Genomic DNA, 16,394 nt, shown 5'->3' with positions numbered 1-16,394 from the left:
TTTTATTGTAATTTAATATCATTATTTTAGAAATTGATATAACACCACACGTGCTAACCATTTCTAAACAAACAAATGAAAACTAAAATTACAATTGTTTTATTCCTCCTGTGCTTTTCTGTCACAAGCTTTGCACAATTATTAAAACCGTATAATCTTTCTTTTCCTAAACTCGCTAACAGGTGGGATGAAGCCATGCCTCTTGGGAATGGTATGTTAGGCGTTTTAATCTGGGGGAAGAACAATAAACTCCGCCTTTCATTAGACCGGGCAGATCTGTGGGATGAACGTAAAGCGCTGGATATCACAAAGCTTAATTTTAAGTGGGTAGAAGAGCAGGTTCACCAAAATAATTACGCAGCCGTTCAAAAAATAGGCGATGAACCTTATGATAACAGTCCGTATCCAACCAAATTGCCTGCCGCGGCAATGGAATTTGATATTGCGAAGCTAGGTAAAGTATTGTCGAACGAATTGGATATTGAAACGGCCTTAAATACCGTAAAATTCGAAAATGGTACTGTTTTTAACTGTTACATCCATGCGGAGCAGCAACGGGGATATTTTAGTTTCGAAAATCTTAAATCTACGGCAATCATACCTAACTTGATTGTGCATAATTATGCCAATAATTTGATAGAAAAAGGCGATAACAGCCATGCAGGAGAAGGTTTGCAGAAACTGGGCTATGAAAAAGGAACAGTCGCCAATACTATAAATAGTATCCGTTACCGTCAGCCTACTTACGAAGGTCATTATTATGAGGTGTTGGTTCAATGGAAAACAATGGCGAATGGCAATGTAATCGGCTCCTGGACCATTAGTAATGATAAAGCTGCAAAATTACCTGTCATTTCTTCAACTGCGAAAGAGCCTACCGGCTGGGATTCTCATATCAAATGGTGGAAGGATTTCTGGAATAAATCGAATATCTCTGTTCCCGATCAGCTAATTCAAAAACAATACTATTTAGAAATGTACAAGTTAGGGTGTGTAGCCAGAAAAGGTGCGCCAGCCATAACTTTACAAGCCGTTTGGACAGCCGATAATGGCAGTTTACCACCTTGGAAAGGCGATTTTCATAATGATTTGAATACCCAATTGAGTTATTGGCCAACATATACCGCTAACCACCTGGCAGAGGGGAGCACTTTTACCGATTGGCTATGGAAGATCAAAGAAAAGAACCTTGATTATACCAAACAATATTTTGGTGTTAATGGCTTAAATGTACCAGGTGTGGTTACCTTAAATGGCGATCCGATGGGTGGATGGATCCAGTATTCACTTTCGCCAACCGTAAGCGCATGGACCTCGCAACATTTTTATTGGCAGTGGAAATATAGCATGGATAAAAGGTTTCTTAAAACCAGGGCTTATCCATACATCTGCGAAGCAGCAACCTATCTGGAGAACATTACAAGATTGAAGGATGGCAAACGTTCACTGCCTTTAAGCTCTAGTCCTGAGTATAACGATAACAGCATAAAAGCTTGGTTTTTAAACTGGACCAACTATGATTTATCGTTAGCTAAATTCTTATTTAAAGCCGCAGCCGAAGTAAGCATGGCAAAGGGTAAAATAGACGAAAGTAAACATTGGGCAGAAGTACTAAAGCAATTACCGGATTATGAAATAAATGAAACTGGTTTTACCATTGCACCCGGATCTAATTTAACGGGCTCCCACAGGCATTTTTCGCAATATATGGCCATATATCCGCTCGATTTATTAGATGTTAACCGCGCGCAAGATAAAACCATTATTGATAATTCGTTAAAACGCTTAGAAGAAATAGGTACAAGGGAATGGTGTGGTTATTCTTTTAGCTGGATGGCTTCTATATACGCAAGGGCTTACCAAGCCGATAAGGCCGCAAAACAATTAGAAATTTTTGCTTCAAATTTTTGCTCTGCAAATAGTTTTCACTTAAACGGCGATCAAAAAGGAGGGCAGTACTCTGGCTTTACCTACCGTCCGTTTACCTTAGAGGGTAATTTTGCCTTTGCACAGGGCGTTCAGGAGCTTTTATTACAGAGTAGAAATGGTTACATACAGGTATTTCCGGCTGTACCACAAAGCTGGAAAGATGTTGCTTTTAATAACCTGCGTGCAGAAGGCGCCTTTTTAGTAAGTGGAAATAAAGAAAACGGTGTGCCAACAAAGATAACCGTATATGCAGAAAGAAAGGGTTTACTTAGAATTAAACTGCCTTTTAAAACCTATGTGGTAAGAGATTTACCGACTGAAAGTGTAAAAATGGGCGATGATGGAATTGTTGAAGTAAACCTAAAAAAACAACAAACTATTGTTTTTGAAAACGGTTACGAATAATGAGATGAAGCTGTATTATACACAGGTTTCCCTAAATTTTGCCACGTTGAGCTCAGTACAAACTGAGCTCAACGGAGTATAGAGGCGTATAAAAAGTATTAAGGCAGGCCCTTCGACAGGCGATCAACGATAGATTTCAAAAAACAGGCGTTATTCGGCTGAAGCGCAGCGAAACGGAGAAATCTTTTAACATAATTCTGATTGATCGGTATGCAAAAGACATGATTGCAAAACTTTAAATTTTCATCATAATATGCACGCCGATAATCTAATCTGTAAACTTATTCCATTAGTCATTTAACAGGTCTTTTACTTTTTTCAACATTTCATCTGCTGAAGTGGTTGCCAATAACTTAATGTCGAAAGTTGCCAATGCACTATTGAGTGCATTAAGTTGTTTTGTGTTTTTATTGGCTGCATACTGAGCTTTCAACAGCGAAATTTTTTCAAAATCCTGTGCGCCTTCAATAAGCTTTTCAAACCTCACAGAACTTAATGGACCAGGGTAAATCTGATAGGTGTCGCCAGCTGGCCAAGCAGTAAAACGACTGTCAACCAGTGGATTTTTTGTCCAACTGTTATAAGCCCATCTTACATATCCATCAAGGGTTTTATTTGCCGAGTACCAGCCCATCCAAACTTGTTCTGCTGGAGAAGAGAAGGTGAATGCATTTGGATAGGGTTCAGTGCAGCAAGTATACCAGGTACTAATTTTGCCTTGTTGCTGGCGCTTTTGCAGTACCTCAGCAGGGAAATCCCATTTAGAAGCAATACAATAGTTATCAATATCGCCTTCTATCTCACCATGATAATCACCCGCAAGCGCAATTTTCCAATCTTTATCTGTTTCTTTCAGTAATTTTATAACCGCCTTCATGGCTTCCATGGGCCTTTCGTCCATGGCGATATAAGTTTTGGAGAACCATCCTTTTTGTTTTAAATGCGCAGTGAAATCAACTAACATGGTCTTCCAAAAACGATTATAAGCTTCAGATCCAATCGCATCTTTAAGCACAGCTTCTTGCCCAAGATTTTCATCATAATAGGTGAACGCAATTTTCCAGGGCACCATGCTATAGCAGTTTATACGATCTGTAATTCCACATTCCATTACAAAAGCTATGTATTTATCAAATAAGCTATAATCGTATTTCCAGCTACCATCCTTTTTTTTGGTCCATTTAACCAAACTCGGATAGTCGTCAAATGTTTGATGACCCCAAGGTTCGTTTACAATACTGGCTGTTATTGTTTTTTGCCCTGCATTGGCCAGCATTTGGTAGTATTCTTTCATTAATGAGAAATGTTCGGCACTCCAGGTTTGAACCTTGTGTACCCGCGCAATGGCTTGCGGGTGTTGCCAAAGATCTAAATCGTACTTCCATTTGCTGGCAGGGGTAGCGTTCTGTCTAATACCTGAATAGTAATTTGTAATTCCTGTTCTTTATTGCCAATAACTTTAATCTGGCCCGAATAGCTGCCTGCTTTAGCGTTTGCCGGTACCTTTATGCTTAACCAAAGGGGTTGCGTATTATTTTTTAGCAGGCCTATGGCTGCGGTTTTAGTATCTATAATGTCGGCTACGTAAGAAGAATCGAAATCTTTTGCTTTTCTGTAACCACAACCGTCTTTAAATTCATCAGTAATTACATATTTTAAAAAACCGCTGCTAATGTTTTCTTTTTTTAACACATTTCCTTGCGTATCTTTCAGGTCAGAAACCTGTATTTTGATTGATTTTGATGCTTCAGCGCTCCACAATAATACCTGGGTGTTTATCTTTTCTCCTTTCCATGCTTTTGTTGTCCATGCTTTCTGTACTGTTATTTCAGGAGGAGCTTCTTTCGCATAACGGATATTTGAAGAGGCAAAACTAACCTGTAACCCAGGATTAATTTTACTCCAGTCGATATTGGCATTAGGCTTGTTTTGGGCCCCCGTGGTTAAATAAAAACCTAAGAAACAGAGTAAGAATAGATATTTCATCCCCCAAATTAGTAATTTGATCATTAAAATAATACGATTTAATGAGTGCCTATTTACGCAAACGTTTGTTGTTATGTAACGAAATAGATAGATAAGAGCTTGGGCTATGCCCTAACCAAAATGTAAAAAACAGACAGAGATTGAGGCATAACCTGTGCGCAATATAAAAGGTTTTAATGTTCTTGCTTATGCTACCGTTTGCATTTAAGTTTAATATTCTGAAAATTAGTTATTTGCAAGGTTTATTAATAATTGTTGCGCCGGAATTTTTGTAAACTGATATGCTAATGATATATTTGTTATGCAACCGATTGTTTTGTTGCGCCTTAACCAAATGAAAATTATGATTTATAAGCGAATGATGTGCTGCTTGATGCTTCTTATCTGCTGTGCAGCCTATTCTACTAGGGCCCAAAACACTAGCCCTTACGTCATCAATCTAACGAACAAACCCTATTTACTGCGAAGCTTCCTGATGTTTGAAGGAAAAAAACGTACCCATGTAATTTCTGTAGGTACACCCGAAAAAGTAAACTATGCTTATGATTTAAAGCAGGGTGCCTTGCTTGAGGTATGGCGTGGAGATTTTATGGACGTGAAAGAAATGTGGCAGGATAGGGGAGAACCTCAGCTCGCCAAACCTTTAGGTACTGTTTTACCACTTTCTGCAGCACCTGCCCTTGCTGTGCTGGCTGATAAAGAGGCCGCATGGCCTGATTCTATTGCTTTTGACGACCTTCAAAACAAGGGTTATGTATTAGATAAAAGCAAAATGCCAACATTTTTATATGAGGCTAATGGTGCCGATGTAACCGATAAAATAACCGTTTTAAGTGATGGTACCGCATTAAGCCGTACCATCAGCATCAGCAATAGCAAGCAGCCGCTTTATTGTCGTATTGCTGCCGCACCAACCATCGAAGCACATAAAAACAATACTTACATTGTTGGCGATAAGGCTTATACCCTAAAAGTTGCGGATGGCACAAAAGCTTTTATCAGGAAAACCCAGAAAGGCAAAGAGCTGCTGGTACTGCTGGCGAATGCCACCGATTCGTTAACCTATTCGCTAACCTGGTAATCAAGACATGAAAAAATCAACATACTTATTGTCTCTTTTGTTACTGGGCAGTGGACTGGTAACCGTAAAAGCACAAACACAAGCACAAACGGAGAAACAGATTTATCCCATAGTAACCGTTCCCATCCCAAAAGAAATCGCACTCGAAGTTGGTGGAATGACTTTTTTACCTAATGATGAGCTGGCCGTAGCTACCCGCAAAGGTGAAGTGTGGATTATTACTAACCCGTACATGAAAGGTGGGCAACAACCTAAATATCGCTTGTTTGCACATGGGATGCACGAAATATTGGGCTTGAATTACATCAAGGGAGACCTTTACCTTACCCAGCGCGCCGAGATTACACGCCTGCGCGATCTGGATGGCGATGGCGAAGCCGATGAATACCGTACCATGTACTCGTGGCCATTATCGGGCAATTACCACGAATATGCATATGGACCTATATTAGATAAAGATGGCAACATGGTGGTTACGCTTAACGTGGGCTGGATTGGTTATGGCGCCAGTTTATCTAAATGGCACGGTTGGATGCTCAAATTCACCCCCGATTTTAAGTTAAAACCTTTTGCAACCGGTTTCCGCTCGCCTGCAGCAATGGCGCTAAATAGCGACGGTGAAATATTTTATGCCGAAAACCAGGGCGACTGGGTAGGCTCGGGCAGCATTACCCACGTAGCGGAAGGCGATTTTGTAGGTAATCCTGCCGGCCTGGTATGGGCAGGTGAGCCAGGTTCTCCGGTTAAACTGCGTAAAAATGATATTCCCGATACTGGCGAGCCCGAATTCGAAGTAGCCAAAAGGGTTCCGGGATTAAAAACCCCATCGGTGTGGATTCCGCATTCGATTATGGGCAACTCTACATCAGGTATCCTCAATTATACCGATAATGGCAACATGGGACCATTTAAAGGGCAGCTTTTTGTAGGCGACCAATCGCAGAGTAACATCAACAGGGTGTTTTTAGAGAAAGTTAAAGGGGTATACCAGGGCGTGGTTTTCCCTTTCCGCCGTGGATTTTCTTCCGGTATTCTCCGGATGAACTGGGGCTCCGATGGCAGTATGCTGGTGGGCATGACTTCAAGAGGATGGTCATCTACAGGCAAAGCCGAATACGGGCTACAGCGTTTAACCTGGTCGGGTATTGTGCCATTTGAAGTGCAAACGGTAAAGGCCCAGCCCGATGGTTTTGAGCTCGAGTTTACCATGCCGGTTGATGAAAAAACCGCCCGGGATGCCGGTGCTTATCAACTATCTACTTTTACCTATAAATATCACCACATTTACGGCAGTCCGGTGATCAATAAATCGGCACGCAGCATTAAAGCCATTGTTGTTTCTCCTGATCACAAAAGAGTGCGGTTAGTGTTGGATAGCTTAAAAGAAGGTTACATCCACGAAATTAAAATGGAAGGATTACTTGCCGAGAACGACAAGATCCCTTTGTTGCACAATTACGGCTATTATACTCTAAACAAGATCCCCGATGGAGAAAAGTTGGCATTAACTGCTGAAAATAAACCCACAGGCAACGCGCCGGCCGAACACCATATGGAGGGCATGGATCATCACCAAATGGGCAATATGCCAGCTGCCGGAGGCTCAGTTAAAGGGAATACCGATGTTGCAAAACATGTTACCCAACAACCAGAAAACTGGACTAAAGGACCTGATAAAACGATTGTGTTAGGAACTAAGCCAGGTTTAAAATTCGATTTGACCAGCATTACCTTAAAGGCAGGTACTAAAGTAAAACTAACCTTTAAAAATGTTGACGATATGTTGCACAATTTTGTGTTTACCACACCGGGATCGGGCAATGCGGTAGGGGAAATGGCCTTGAAAATGGGTCTTGATGGCGAAAAGTATGATTTTGTTCCTAGCACACCTAAGGTGCTGGCTTACACGTCATTATTGCAGCCTGGAAAATCAGATACGATTTATTTTACAGTACCTAAAACACCGGGTGTATATCCTTTTATTTGTACCTATCCGGGCCATTACATGGTGATGAAAGGACAGATTAAAGTGATTAAATAATATTCGGCTTTAACCGGCAATAATTTTAAGCAGATTGAGCGTTGATTTAAGCGCTTAATCTGCTTTTTTTATATCTAAATTTTCAATGTTGTGGCTTTGTGTGAGGCCTTAATATTGAATCAACGTGTCTGTCCGTAGAGTTCCGAAGGGCTCTACGGATTAATAATAGATAAGAGTCTGTGACTCGTTTTAGTTGAGTTTTAAACTCAATTTTATTCTTGTATCCGTAGAGACGCTATGCTTAACTCTACGGACAGAACGGGAGGCCTTAATATTGAATCAGCACTGAAGAAAATAATACTATAATACTAATTATCGAACTCAAGTAAAAAGACTTTATTTTAGTTCGTAATCACCAAAAATTTCCTGGTCATAATTATAACCTACCTCCTGCGGGAACTTCCCATCTAAATCCGGAAAAATGATTTGGATAGATTCGAAGTAATCGTTTTCATATAATCTGAACGTACTCAGTATTTTTTCATTCAAGGCTTCATTTTTTACCGGAATGATATATACCGGGAAACGATCGATTAGATTAGCTAATTTTTGTTTTAAAGGCACTTTTTGATCCCTAAATGCTTGAGCATAATTGGTAATTAATGTATTGGTAAGTCCATTGGGCAAGCCGGAAACAAAAGCCTCGGGGATTCCAAAATTTTTATACAAACCGCTTGAATAGCCAAACGGGGTAAAGTCTTTTGCTTCGAGCACATAGGTTACATGAAAGCCGTGTTTTTCTATATTGTTGTCGACCATTTCAAAGTATAGTCTTTTTTGCGCTTCGCTCATTTTTTAAGTTTTTTTTGCTATTTGAAGTTATAAGGATAACTGATTTCTTTTAGATCAGTTTCAAGTTGTTCCCAATCTTCCAGTTCCTCAACAATGGATAAAACCATTTCTTTTGTCAGTGTTTGTCCACTATAAATTTTTGATGCGGTTTCCAGAGGGATTCCACTTGCTTTGTAACTACCTTCAAAATAATCAGTCGCCCAATCAACATAAGTCTGAGGATCTCCGTCAAAAATGCTCAACATTTCTCCTGAATGATCTTCAATGTTTTCAAGTTGTCCAACTTGCCAGTTTTTCGGTTCAGTGGTCCATATACAAAATGTAGTACCCAGTGATGCGACTGGCTCCCCAAAAACAAATTCATTAAAAATTGCAGGCAAATTGGCTGTTAATTTAGTCTTATCTTGTTGCTTATAGTCCAGCGCAGTACCATTTATTGCACAGCCGTTCGGTAGAAATAATATATGAATTTCTTCACCCGAACCATTTCGCATTTGCAAACATTGTTCGTCGGGGCCCCAGTTCGAATAGAATGAATAATAACGGTACTGCCATTCCTGACAAATTATTGCGTCTAAAACTGAAATCGCTTTACAAATATTCTCCAGTGATGTTCTATCTGGGAGTAAACTGAGATTTTTTGTTGAAATCATTAATTCTATTCCTTTTGATTTAGTGTTGTGCTAACTGAATACATGAGCATTTAACATAGCCTTTTTATACTCATTAATTATGATCCACTTCACTTCGTGATCACTGCTGTGTTTAAGCTTTTCAGATCCACAAATGCCACAAGTCGAGACTGCATATCTAAAAGGTCTTTTTAATTGGAACTTATTCCTAGTAACCGGAATATTAAGCTTTTTGCATCGCTGACAATAACACTGGTTTCTAAATTCTTGTGGAATTTTTAAATCTTCCATCAAGGCAAAAAACCTAAACTCTTCAAAGATAAATTCGTTTGCATTTTCCGTAGTTAGCCCGGAATGATATATCGTTTTATTCTCGTACTTCAGGTACTCCAGATCTTCGTTTATTTCGTAAAAGGCTAAGTATTTGCTGTCGTATCCGCTTGCTGAAACTATTCTATTCATTTGCTGAAATGCATATTCAATGCTAATCTTTTTCTCAATGGCTCTATTGGCAATCGCCTGTGCATATTTTTCAAGCAATTGCTCTTCAGTTTTTTCAACATTGAGTTTGAGGTCTGCAATACTTTTCCAAAAATAATGTTCTCTTTCTTCTGTCGAATCAAAGTCTAAGCCCGCAAGAATAAATAAATTTTCGTTTTCGTAACCCAATTCTAAAACACTAACCGCCCAGCTTACCAGTTTTTTACTGTCAAATTGAGATAAGGCTTTATCTGCTAAAACTTCCAGGGTTAGTTCGTCGATTGTCATTTAATGGCTAATATAAGCACTGCAATAATACATCTTGTACTTTTTGTTTTAAATCCGACAGCAAGAATTAGCAGGTGCTTTTGTCAGGCCACCAAAAAAATAATTGTTAATTTTAGGTGATATCTGATCGAAAATACCCACATACTATTAAAAGCATAATAATCATGACAGCAACGTTCATTAATGAGAAGCCCAGCCAACGCGAAGCACTTTTTATGAAACTCTATAAAGAGGCCTTCCCTTTGGTTGCAAGGCATGTGAGCAAGATGGGCGGATCATTCGAAGAAGCAAAAGACATTTTTCAGGATGCACTGGTGGTATATTATGAGAAAGTACAGGTTTCGGGATTAAAGCTGAAGTACCAGGAGAAAGCCTATTTATTTGGGATCGCCAAATATTTATGGATTAAACGTTACCAGGAAAACGACAGGAAAGTAACCCTCGATTCCTTGGGCCTTGTTTTTAATGAAGAGATCGATTTGGCTGATACCCGCTATGAGGAAGTTTCTTCTGGGAAACTGTTGCGTTTATTGGAGCAGGCCGGACAGAAATGCATGCAATTGCTCAGTGCTTTTTATTATGAAAAACTGGATATGGAAACATTGGCCGGACGTTTTGGCTTTTCTGGTGCGCGCTCTGCAACCGCCCAGAAATTTAAATGCCTCGAAAAAGTGAAAAATACCGTTAAAGCTAAATCCTTAAAATATGAAGACATTGTTGAATGAGCTCCGTTTGATAGAGCATTATCTGCTGTCGGATGCTAAGGATGGAGAAAGTTTCCTGTTCGAAGCCAAAATGATCTTACAGCCTGAACTTAGAGAGCAAGTGTATTGGCAGAACAAAACCTACCAGGTGGTGCGCGATTATAGCCGGAAACAGCTGAAAAATGAAATCAATAATATACACGAAACGCTGTTTAATACCGTTGAGCATCAAAGTTTCAGGCAAAAGGTAATGCGTTTGTTCCACAAATAAACAATCAATTTAATTTATACATCATGCCCTATTATCGGGGCAGGGGCATCGCTATGCCCAAAATTTAAAATCAATACGATGGATATTAACAAAGAATTCCGCCTTTATGCGGTAAAACACCAACGCTTAAACAGCCTTTATGTAGATCAGTATATGGACAGAACCGCTGCTTATACCCTGCCTGTTGCCATGACGCCCTATATTACGGAAGAACGCCAGCTGAATGTAGCACAGATGGATGTTTTCTCGCGATTGATGATGGATAGGATTATTTTTTTAGGGGAAGCCGTTGATGAGCGGAATGCAAATGTGATACAGGCACAATTGCTTTTTTTGCAGTCGGTTGATACCAAAAACGACATCCAATTGTATATCAATTCGCCTGGGGGATCGGTGTATGCAGGCTTTGGTATTTATGATACCATGCAATATATCGCGCCAGATGTGGCCACCATTTGTACGGGCATTGCGCTTTCTATGGGTTCGGTATTGTTGTGCGCGGGAGCTGCCGGTAAACGTTCGGCCCTGCAGCACTCGAGGGTCATGATCCATCAAACCTCGGGTGGGGCAGAAGGAACGGCTATTGATATGGATATCAGGATTAAAGAGGTGTTAAAAGTCCAGTCGGATCTGTACCATATTTTGGCGAAACATAGCGGACAAAGTTATGAGCGGATAAATGAAATAGCCAGTCGCGATTATTGGATGACCGCCACCGAAGCAAAGGAATTTGGAATGACAGATGAAGTGTTAACGCGTGGGGAATAGGGTTTTGTTTGATTTAAATATATCTAGCACAAGTCAGCTGGTTCTTTAGCTTAAAAATAATGCGCAATGCTCAAAATAATCAATAAAGAGCCACAAGGCCTATGCGACTCTTTATTGATTTTGTACTTAGTTATATGGCATAATGCCTTAGTTAATTTTGATATAATAATAAACCGATATATTTTTTGGCCTTGTCTCCGTACTTATTCTGGGGTCACCATATCCGGCTGGTATTCTTCCCTCGGTATTTACGGCCGCTGTTCCTTCAACAGTATACCTTTGTCTTGGCGTATTTGGCGCTTGTTTCTCAGAAATCAGTACACCAACGTTGTCTTTATCAAGATGTTTATGGCCCTGGAAAGAATCACTTTGATATCCGCCAACAACGCGGGTATCCGGATCACTTTTCTCTTTAGTAACTGCAGGTACGGGCTGGTAGGGATCAAAAATATTTAACCCTCTAACAAACATCCCCCGCAAATCAGGGACATTAATTTGCGACGTTAATATTTGAAACTTGGAATTTGGAACCGGACGGCCATCACAAGGTGCCCATTTACTTTTATTGGAAGTAAAAATTCCCCCCGGACTCTTGTCGTGATTTTTCGTAACGGTATTAAACTGTTCATAATTCAAATAAGATGTAATAATGGTTCCGATTGGAAATTCCTTGGTACCCGTCATATTATCCTGTGCAGAAGCTTTGCTGGAGAATGAACCCCGGTCAGTTTGAATGGTTAAAATCACATCTTCATTCGCCGGCCGCTTACAGGTTACCAGTGTAGTAAAACCCTTTAATGATTCTCCTACATCGAGTTTGCCACTTAATAGTGCGCTGGTGGGGTATACATTAAATGAGGTAACTTTTGGCATGGAGTCACCTGGTGATGATGGCCGGTAATGGATGGTAAACACCACTGCATCTTCTGTTTCAACATTTGTACCCTGAATAAAACCATATAGGTTGTTTTGCCCGTTTTTGGTTACGCAATTAACGTAGGCTTCATATAAATTGGTATTTGGTACTGATTGCAGCAGCATTTGGGCGTTTTCAGCACCTATGTTTAGTTCTGTAATAGACAACAACTTGGTCTTTAATTCTGTATACTTATCTTCCGAATCATTTGCGCCGATTGAAAATGGTACCCCTTTAATAGGGATGGTTAAAGAAGCACCCCATTTACCAGATTTCATATCCGATTTGAAGATTTCAGAAAGATAATAAGTTCTTAAATCGTGACTAAATGAGTTGGTGTTCGTCATTTTAGTAAAAGAATAGAGGCCATCAGATAATAGTTTTTCACATTCCTGAGCATAGACCATTGATGTTATTGAACCTGACAATAACAAGGGTATTAGTAGTTTGCGTATCATTGGATTTTGATTTTAAGCAAGTTAAAGGATCGATTTTCCTTGTGAAATACCTAATAGCGGGTATTATGTCTGGTTTTCCTGGCTTATTTTAGTATATTAGGTTAATCAAAAGGGATGATAACCCAAATTAATCCGTCTGATTAAAAGTCCCCCAAAAAAACTATTCTAAAGTCCACCTTCATGCCACATTTACCCCACGTTTAGGCCACCTTCCGGCCAGGCCTGCCAGGTACTTGCTTGCATACTGCTTCGCACTTGCTTTGCTTGAGTTATAGCCCTGGTGTAGATTAGGTAGGTCAAAGATTTGCGTAGCTTTAGCGCAGCATGTTAACAATAGCTAAATAAAAGGTAAAGAGAAGGTTATCTTAAGGTATGGTTGGTCTATGGCTTTGTCGGAGCCTTGGTAAGGACTATAACCGGCCATTTGGGATTTTTGGGATCAATCGCAAAAGTTGAGGGGGAATAGAATAATTCGTTTCTTTTGTATCTTATAACAAGTACAAATTTCCTTGGCTCCTGGCAGTTTATGCTTAAAGGCATCAATATCTCATATAAATCTGCAGCCGTGTCCCTGAATACGGGAACATGTTCACTACATTTAGCGCAAGTCTTAGCGCTGGCCAAAGTATAGGCCTGACTTGTGATTAATAAATCCGTCAATTAAATCTCTGTTAAGCACAAGCCATCCAGCCCAATGTCCAGGCAATATGGAAACGTACAAGCGGCATGCGTACGCCAGGGATGGGTTATCTCATGTATTTATAGAAATCCGTGATTAGATCATTGTTTTCATAAACTTCGATATCATAGTGACCAAGAGTGTCAGGGAATAATTGTAAGCATCTATCTTCACTTCCAATTCTTATCGACCATTTAAAATCATCGTTAACGTTAATTGCAACGAATTTAATAGCGTTCCCTGGTGACGCAATGAAAATCACGGCTTCTGGTTCTAATTGTATTTCTAGCGGCATGTCATGTTGATTGGGTATTTCACGAAAAATGGCCGCGCGTTTCGGATTTATGCTGACACCCTGTTTCATTTTAAGCTGATCACCCCATTTCAGGGCAAGCTGGCCGTTTTGATCTTCTGATCAAAGCTTTTCAATATATTCTTCCTCAATAACTTTTCAAATTGGCGTAAAATAAGAGGCTCTAGCGTAGCATCTCTATGGGAGGTAACTCTTGTGACCTGGCTATTGATTTGAGTCAATCTATGCCGCTTTTTTTTGGAATTTGAGCACTTCTAACTTGGGACATATAAATGTCCGGTTTTGAAGAAAATCGGTCTTGAGTTAGACCAGGCGGGGGGATGCGATAGAGAAAAGCGAGTTTGGTACCGATGTTTATATTTGTTTAGAGGGAATTAACATTATATGCTACATCCGGCAACTAAATTGGCGGCCAGCTTGGCCTGAAATAGAGGGGTTACATTTGATGAAATATACATCCAGTACCTGCGAATGGATTTTGATCTTTAGAAACATCTGGATTAAGGATAAATGCGGCAATCGGATGGATTAAACGAAAAGTTCTGAGGGAAATGGATTTGGATCCGAAGTGTATATTTGTTCAGAGTTGCCTTCCTTCAATAAATCTCAAACTTTAATCCCAGTTGAGTATTAAGGAGTTCGATTAATCAGTTGAATATTCTTTTTAATCGAACCCACTTTAATATTGGACAATTACACGGTCAACAGCCTGCATCCTCCGCAAGTATATGCTCACTGTGTACTTTCAGACGTGCCCAAGATCCCTTCCAAGATTCTATTTATGATGCTAGATTTTTCTCTGTTTTCCGATGATAAACTATAGTTACAATCCAAACAATCATGAATGGAATTAACAGCATAAAGAATCCAGCTTCTAAAAGTAAATAGCCCAACAGATAAACTAAAGGAAAATACAAAAGCACTTTTTTAAAATAGCTAGTCTTTACTAGAAAGGGAAGAGATATAATGCCAACATGCGATACTATAATAATTCCCCAAATTAGATAATCCTTGAATTCTCTCTCGCGAAGTTGTAAAAAATCTATAAATTCAAACTGATAAATAAAGCCCCAGTTCCTGTTTATTGAAATACCTGAGAACAGACTTAATAATATCATAAGTACTAAAAGAATTATGGTTTTTGTATTTTTCATAGCTAATTAATTACATGGGCCTTTACTAGGGATGCCAGATGATGGGTTTGTATATGCTCCAGGGATATTTCTTAGAACTTGTCCAAAGCCTCCAGGGGTATTCTTAAAGGATCCTGATGCCGAATTTCCAAAATTTGCTCCCGCTGCATTCATCCAGCTAATTGCGGCATCTGTACAATTATATTCTGTTGAATTCAGATTATGTAATACATAATCTTTAGTGTTAAAGTCGCTTTCTACCTTTTGTAGTGCTGCCTCAAACTGTTCTTTTGTCACATTCATTGTATATTTCACATCAGCATCATGACCACTGTTATCTTCCATTGCTCCTTTAGAGACAAGAGGATTAGCCGAAGGATAAAAACCTAGAGTTTGCCTCACATTTGTACCATCCGCATTATTCTTTTCGAAAGTAACAAAGGTATGGCCTACGTCAAAAAACGTTCCATCCGGAGCAGTCCAGACAATCCCGGTTGGAACCCCAAAGGGATTATTTGTTGACACGCCAGGAGTAAGTAGCTTAAACCAGTCTGTGGTCTCTGGAACAGGTTGATCAGCATATATTGTCATCGTATAAGACTGGGCCACCTTTCCATCAAAGAAACAGTCTATATATTTTCCTATATCGGCGATCTTTGGCTTGCCATCATCAAAAACTGTAGCCTGAGCGATCTTTGTACTTGACATTGAGCCGGTTCCTCCAGTATTACCACCTTCTCCAGGCTGATTCGGATCTGGATCCGGAACCCAATAGGTAGTACACGAGTCACCACTGTAGACGTAATCTGTACAGACTTCCCCTAAGTCGGGTCTATCTGCTATATAAGTGCATTGCCAGGTATAAGTCGGAACACAGCTGGTTTGCCATCCCTCTGTTTTAGGGCCTTGAGTGTTTTTGAGGTCTGCAGCTCGCAGTTTAAAAATCCTTGATCCGTTTATATATTTATAGATTGAAATCGGTTCATTATTGATGTCATGTACTTGTATATATCCTGAGAAATTTTTAAGTGCATTTATCTTTGATCCGGTTGCATCAAAGCTATGTTTTTCCAGATAGGATTTATCTGCGACATAGGTCAATATTCTTGGTACTATTTTACTGGTTTGGTTATCCTTGTAAAGGATCAGCCGTTTGAAGACATACTTTGCTACAGATACATCAGGTTTGATAGGATCCCCATTTTGATCGAAAGCAAAAAGTGCAAAACTTAGTCCCGGATTTTGTAAAGATACCTCCACAAACGAATGTTCACTAGTTGTTCCCAATTGCGCCCTGTGCCATAGAGGCCTAAGTAAATCATATTTAGCTTTGGAGAAAATGCCTTCCGTTTCATGAGTTTTTGAGATGGATTTGAAATAAGCCTTTGCTTCCGTAACGGACAACTTCGCAGATAGCTCGACATCATCTGGCTTAGTGAGTTCCTTTCTGCAGGAATAAATAATGATACCGAGAATTACTGTAATTAGGGTAAAAAGGATCTTTTTTTTCATAAATTA

Annotated in this window: 15 protein-coding genes; 6 read left to right on the top strand and 9 right to left on the bottom strand. The window is 39.7% G+C overall.

From position 1 onward, the window contains the following. Positions 1–75 precede the first annotated feature (75 nt). Positions 76–2,334: a glycosyl hydrolase family 95 catalytic domain-containing protein gene (locus tag H9N25_RS13720; protein WP_190326272.1), complete on the top strand. Its 2,259-nt coding sequence runs from the start codon at positions 76–78 to the stop codon at positions 2,332–2,334. Positions 2,335–2,623: 289 nt separating this feature from the next. Here H9N25_RS13720 and H9N25_RS24660 read toward each other — a convergent pair whose 3' ends face one another. Both H9N25_RS24660 and H9N25_RS24655 read right to left on the bottom strand, forming a co-directional pair. After that, the gene (locus H9N25_RS24660) at positions 2,624–3,748 is read right to left on the bottom strand and encodes a DUF4091 domain-containing protein (protein WP_330221109.1); all 1,125 of its coding nucleotides are present in this window, start codon (positions 3,746–3,748) and stop codon (positions 2,624–2,626) included. Continuing rightward, complete coding sequence (locus tag H9N25_RS24655) at positions 3,703–4,344, bottom strand: glycoside hydrolase domain-containing protein (protein ID WP_223833385.1); 642 nt, start codon at positions 4,342–4,344, stop codon at positions 3,703–3,705. The genes H9N25_RS24660 and H9N25_RS24655 overlap by 46 nt, the downstream gene beginning before the upstream one ends. A 451-nt stretch (positions 4,345–4,795) precedes the next feature. Between H9N25_RS24655 and H9N25_RS13710 the strand changes: the two genes are divergently transcribed. Continuing rightward, positions 4,796–5,401, top strand: a complete 606-nt coding sequence (locus H9N25_RS13710) for a hypothetical protein (protein WP_190326271.1) — start codon at positions 4,796–4,798, stop codon at positions 5,399–5,401. 7 nt (positions 5,402–5,408) lie between these two features. Continuing rightward, positions 5,409–7,442: a plastocyanin/azurin family copper-binding protein gene (locus H9N25_RS13705; protein WP_190326270.1), complete on the top strand. Its 2,034-nt coding sequence runs from the start codon at positions 5,409–5,411 to the stop codon at positions 7,440–7,442. A gap of 336 nt (positions 7,443–7,778) precedes the next feature. Here the strand turns inward: H9N25_RS13705 and H9N25_RS13700 are convergent, their stop codons facing one another. The 3 genes from H9N25_RS13700 to H9N25_RS13690 are packed head-to-tail and all read right to left on the bottom strand — an operon-like array spanning position 7,779 to position 9,634. Further along, the gene (locus H9N25_RS13700) at positions 7,779–8,234 is read right to left on the bottom strand and encodes a DUF4262 domain-containing protein (RefSeq protein ID WP_190326269.1); all 456 of its coding nucleotides are present in this window, start codon (positions 8,232–8,234) and stop codon (positions 7,779–7,781) included. A 17-nt stretch (positions 8,235–8,251) separates the two neighbouring features. Further along, positions 8,252–8,887, bottom strand: coding sequence for a hypothetical protein (locus tag H9N25_RS13695; RefSeq protein ID WP_190326268.1), 636 nt, complete (start codon positions 8,885–8,887; stop codon positions 8,252–8,254). Positions 8,888–8,917: 30 nt separating this feature from the next. After that, positions 8,918–9,634 carry a hypothetical protein gene (locus H9N25_RS13690; RefSeq protein ID WP_190326267.1) on the bottom strand — a complete coding sequence of 239 codons (717 nt, stop codon included), beginning with the start codon at positions 9,632–9,634 and terminating at the stop codon, positions 8,918–8,920. 164 nt (positions 9,635–9,798) lie between these two features. Here H9N25_RS13690 and H9N25_RS13685 point away from each other — a divergent pair, with 164 nt between their 5' ends. The 3 genes from H9N25_RS13685 to H9N25_RS13675 all read left to right on the top strand — a co-directional run bounded on the left by H9N25_RS13685 (position 9,799) and on the right by H9N25_RS13675 (position 11,377). Continuing rightward, complete coding sequence (locus tag H9N25_RS13685; protein WP_190326266.1) at positions 9,799–10,359, top strand: RNA polymerase sigma factor; 561 nt, start codon at positions 9,799–9,801, stop codon at positions 10,357–10,359. Beyond that, the gene (locus H9N25_RS13680; RefSeq protein ID WP_167295302.1) at positions 10,340–10,609 is read left to right on the top strand and encodes a hypothetical protein; all 270 of its coding nucleotides are present in this window, start codon (positions 10,340–10,342) and stop codon (positions 10,607–10,609) included. Before H9N25_RS13685 ends, H9N25_RS13680 begins: the two co-directional genes overlap by 20 nt. Positions 10,610–10,687: 78 nt before the next feature. Continuing rightward, positions 10,688–11,377 (top strand): ATP-dependent Clp protease proteolytic subunit, encoded by a 690-nt coding sequence (locus H9N25_RS13675; protein ID WP_190326265.1) that lies wholly within the window; start codon positions 10,688–10,690, stop codon positions 11,375–11,377. A gap of 147 nt (positions 11,378–11,524) precedes the next feature. Here H9N25_RS13675 and H9N25_RS13670 read toward each other — a convergent pair whose 3' ends face one another. The 4 genes from H9N25_RS13670 to H9N25_RS13655 all read right to left on the bottom strand — a co-directional run bounded on the left by H9N25_RS13670 (position 11,525) and on the right by H9N25_RS13655 (position 16,388). Then, complete coding sequence (locus H9N25_RS13670; protein WP_190326264.1) at positions 11,525–12,751, bottom strand: phage tail protein; 1,227 nt, start codon at positions 12,749–12,751, stop codon at positions 11,525–11,527. 746 nt (positions 12,752–13,497) lie between these two features. Beyond that, on the bottom strand, positions 13,498–13,794 hold the full coding sequence (locus H9N25_RS13665; RefSeq protein ID WP_190326263.1) for a hypothetical protein: 297 nt from the start codon (positions 13,792–13,794) through the stop codon (positions 13,498–13,500). Positions 13,795–14,522: 728 nt separating this feature from the next. Then, entirely contained in the window at positions 14,523–14,897 is a 375-nt protein-coding gene (locus H9N25_RS13660) for a hypothetical protein (RefSeq protein ID WP_190326262.1), read from the bottom strand. 6 nt (positions 14,898–14,903) lie between these two features. Beyond that, entirely contained in the window at positions 14,904–16,388 is a 1,485-nt protein-coding gene (locus H9N25_RS13655) for a hypothetical protein (RefSeq protein ID WP_190326261.1), read from the bottom strand. Between the last annotated feature and the right edge of the window lie 6 nt (positions 16,389–16,394).

It is taken from the genome of Pedobacter riviphilus, from assembly GCF_014692875.1.
Lineage (GTDB): Bacteria > Bacteroidota > Bacteroidia > Sphingobacteriales > Sphingobacteriaceae > Pedobacter > Pedobacter riviphilus.
The sequence above is the reverse complement of the archived record's forward strand: the minus strand, read 5'-3'. Positions and strand labels throughout refer to the sequence as shown.

Bases quoted from the DNA above. Each gene is read 5' to 3' on its own strand.
- H9N25_RS13670 (WP_190326264.1), bottom strand. From the start codon at position 12,751: ATGATACGCAAACTACTAATACCCTTGTTATTGTCAGGTTCAATAACA.
- H9N25_RS13705 (WP_190326270.1), top strand. From the start codon at position 5,409: ATGAAAAAATCAACATACTTATTGTCTCTTTTGTTACTGGGCAGTGGA.
- H9N25_RS13685 (WP_190326266.1), top strand. From the start codon at position 9,799: ATGACAGCAACGTTCATTAATGAGAAGCCCAGCCAACGCGAAGCACTT.
- H9N25_RS13720 (WP_190326272.1), top strand. From the start codon at position 76: ATGAAAACTAAAATTACAATTGTTTTATTCCTCCTGTGCTTTTCTGTC.
- H9N25_RS13710 (WP_190326271.1), top strand. From the start codon at position 4,796: ATGTTTGAAGGAAAAAAACGTACCCATGTAATTTCTGTAGGTACACCC.
- H9N25_RS13655 (WP_190326261.1), bottom strand. From the start codon at position 16,388: ATGAAAAAAAAGATCCTTTTTACCCTAATTACAGTAATTCTCGGTATC.
- H9N25_RS13700 (WP_190326269.1), bottom strand. From the start codon at position 8,234: ATGAGCGAAGCGCAAAAAAGACTATACTTTGAAATGGTCGACAACAAT.
- H9N25_RS13665 (WP_190326263.1), bottom strand. From the start codon at position 13,794: ATGAAACAGGGTGTCAGCATAAATCCGAAACGCGCGGCCATTTTTCGT.
- H9N25_RS24655 (WP_223833385.1), bottom strand. From the start codon at position 4,344: ATGATCAAATTACTAATTTGGGGGATGAAATATCTATTCTTACTCTGT.
- H9N25_RS13680 (WP_167295302.1), top strand. From the start codon at position 10,340: ATGAAGACATTGTTGAATGAGCTCCGTTTGATAGAGCATTATCTGCTG.
- H9N25_RS13675 (WP_190326265.1), top strand. From the start codon at position 10,688: ATGGATATTAACAAAGAATTCCGCCTTTATGCGGTAAAACACCAACGC.
- H9N25_RS13660 (WP_190326262.1), bottom strand. From the start codon at position 14,897: ATGAAAAATACAAAAACCATAATTCTTTTAGTACTTATGATATTATTA.
- H9N25_RS13690 (WP_190326267.1), bottom strand. From the start codon at position 9,634: ATGACAATCGACGAACTAACCCTGGAAGTTTTAGCAGATAAAGCCTTA.
- H9N25_RS13695 (WP_190326268.1), bottom strand. From the start codon at position 8,887: ATGATTTCAACAAAAAATCTCAGTTTACTCCCAGATAGAACATCACTG.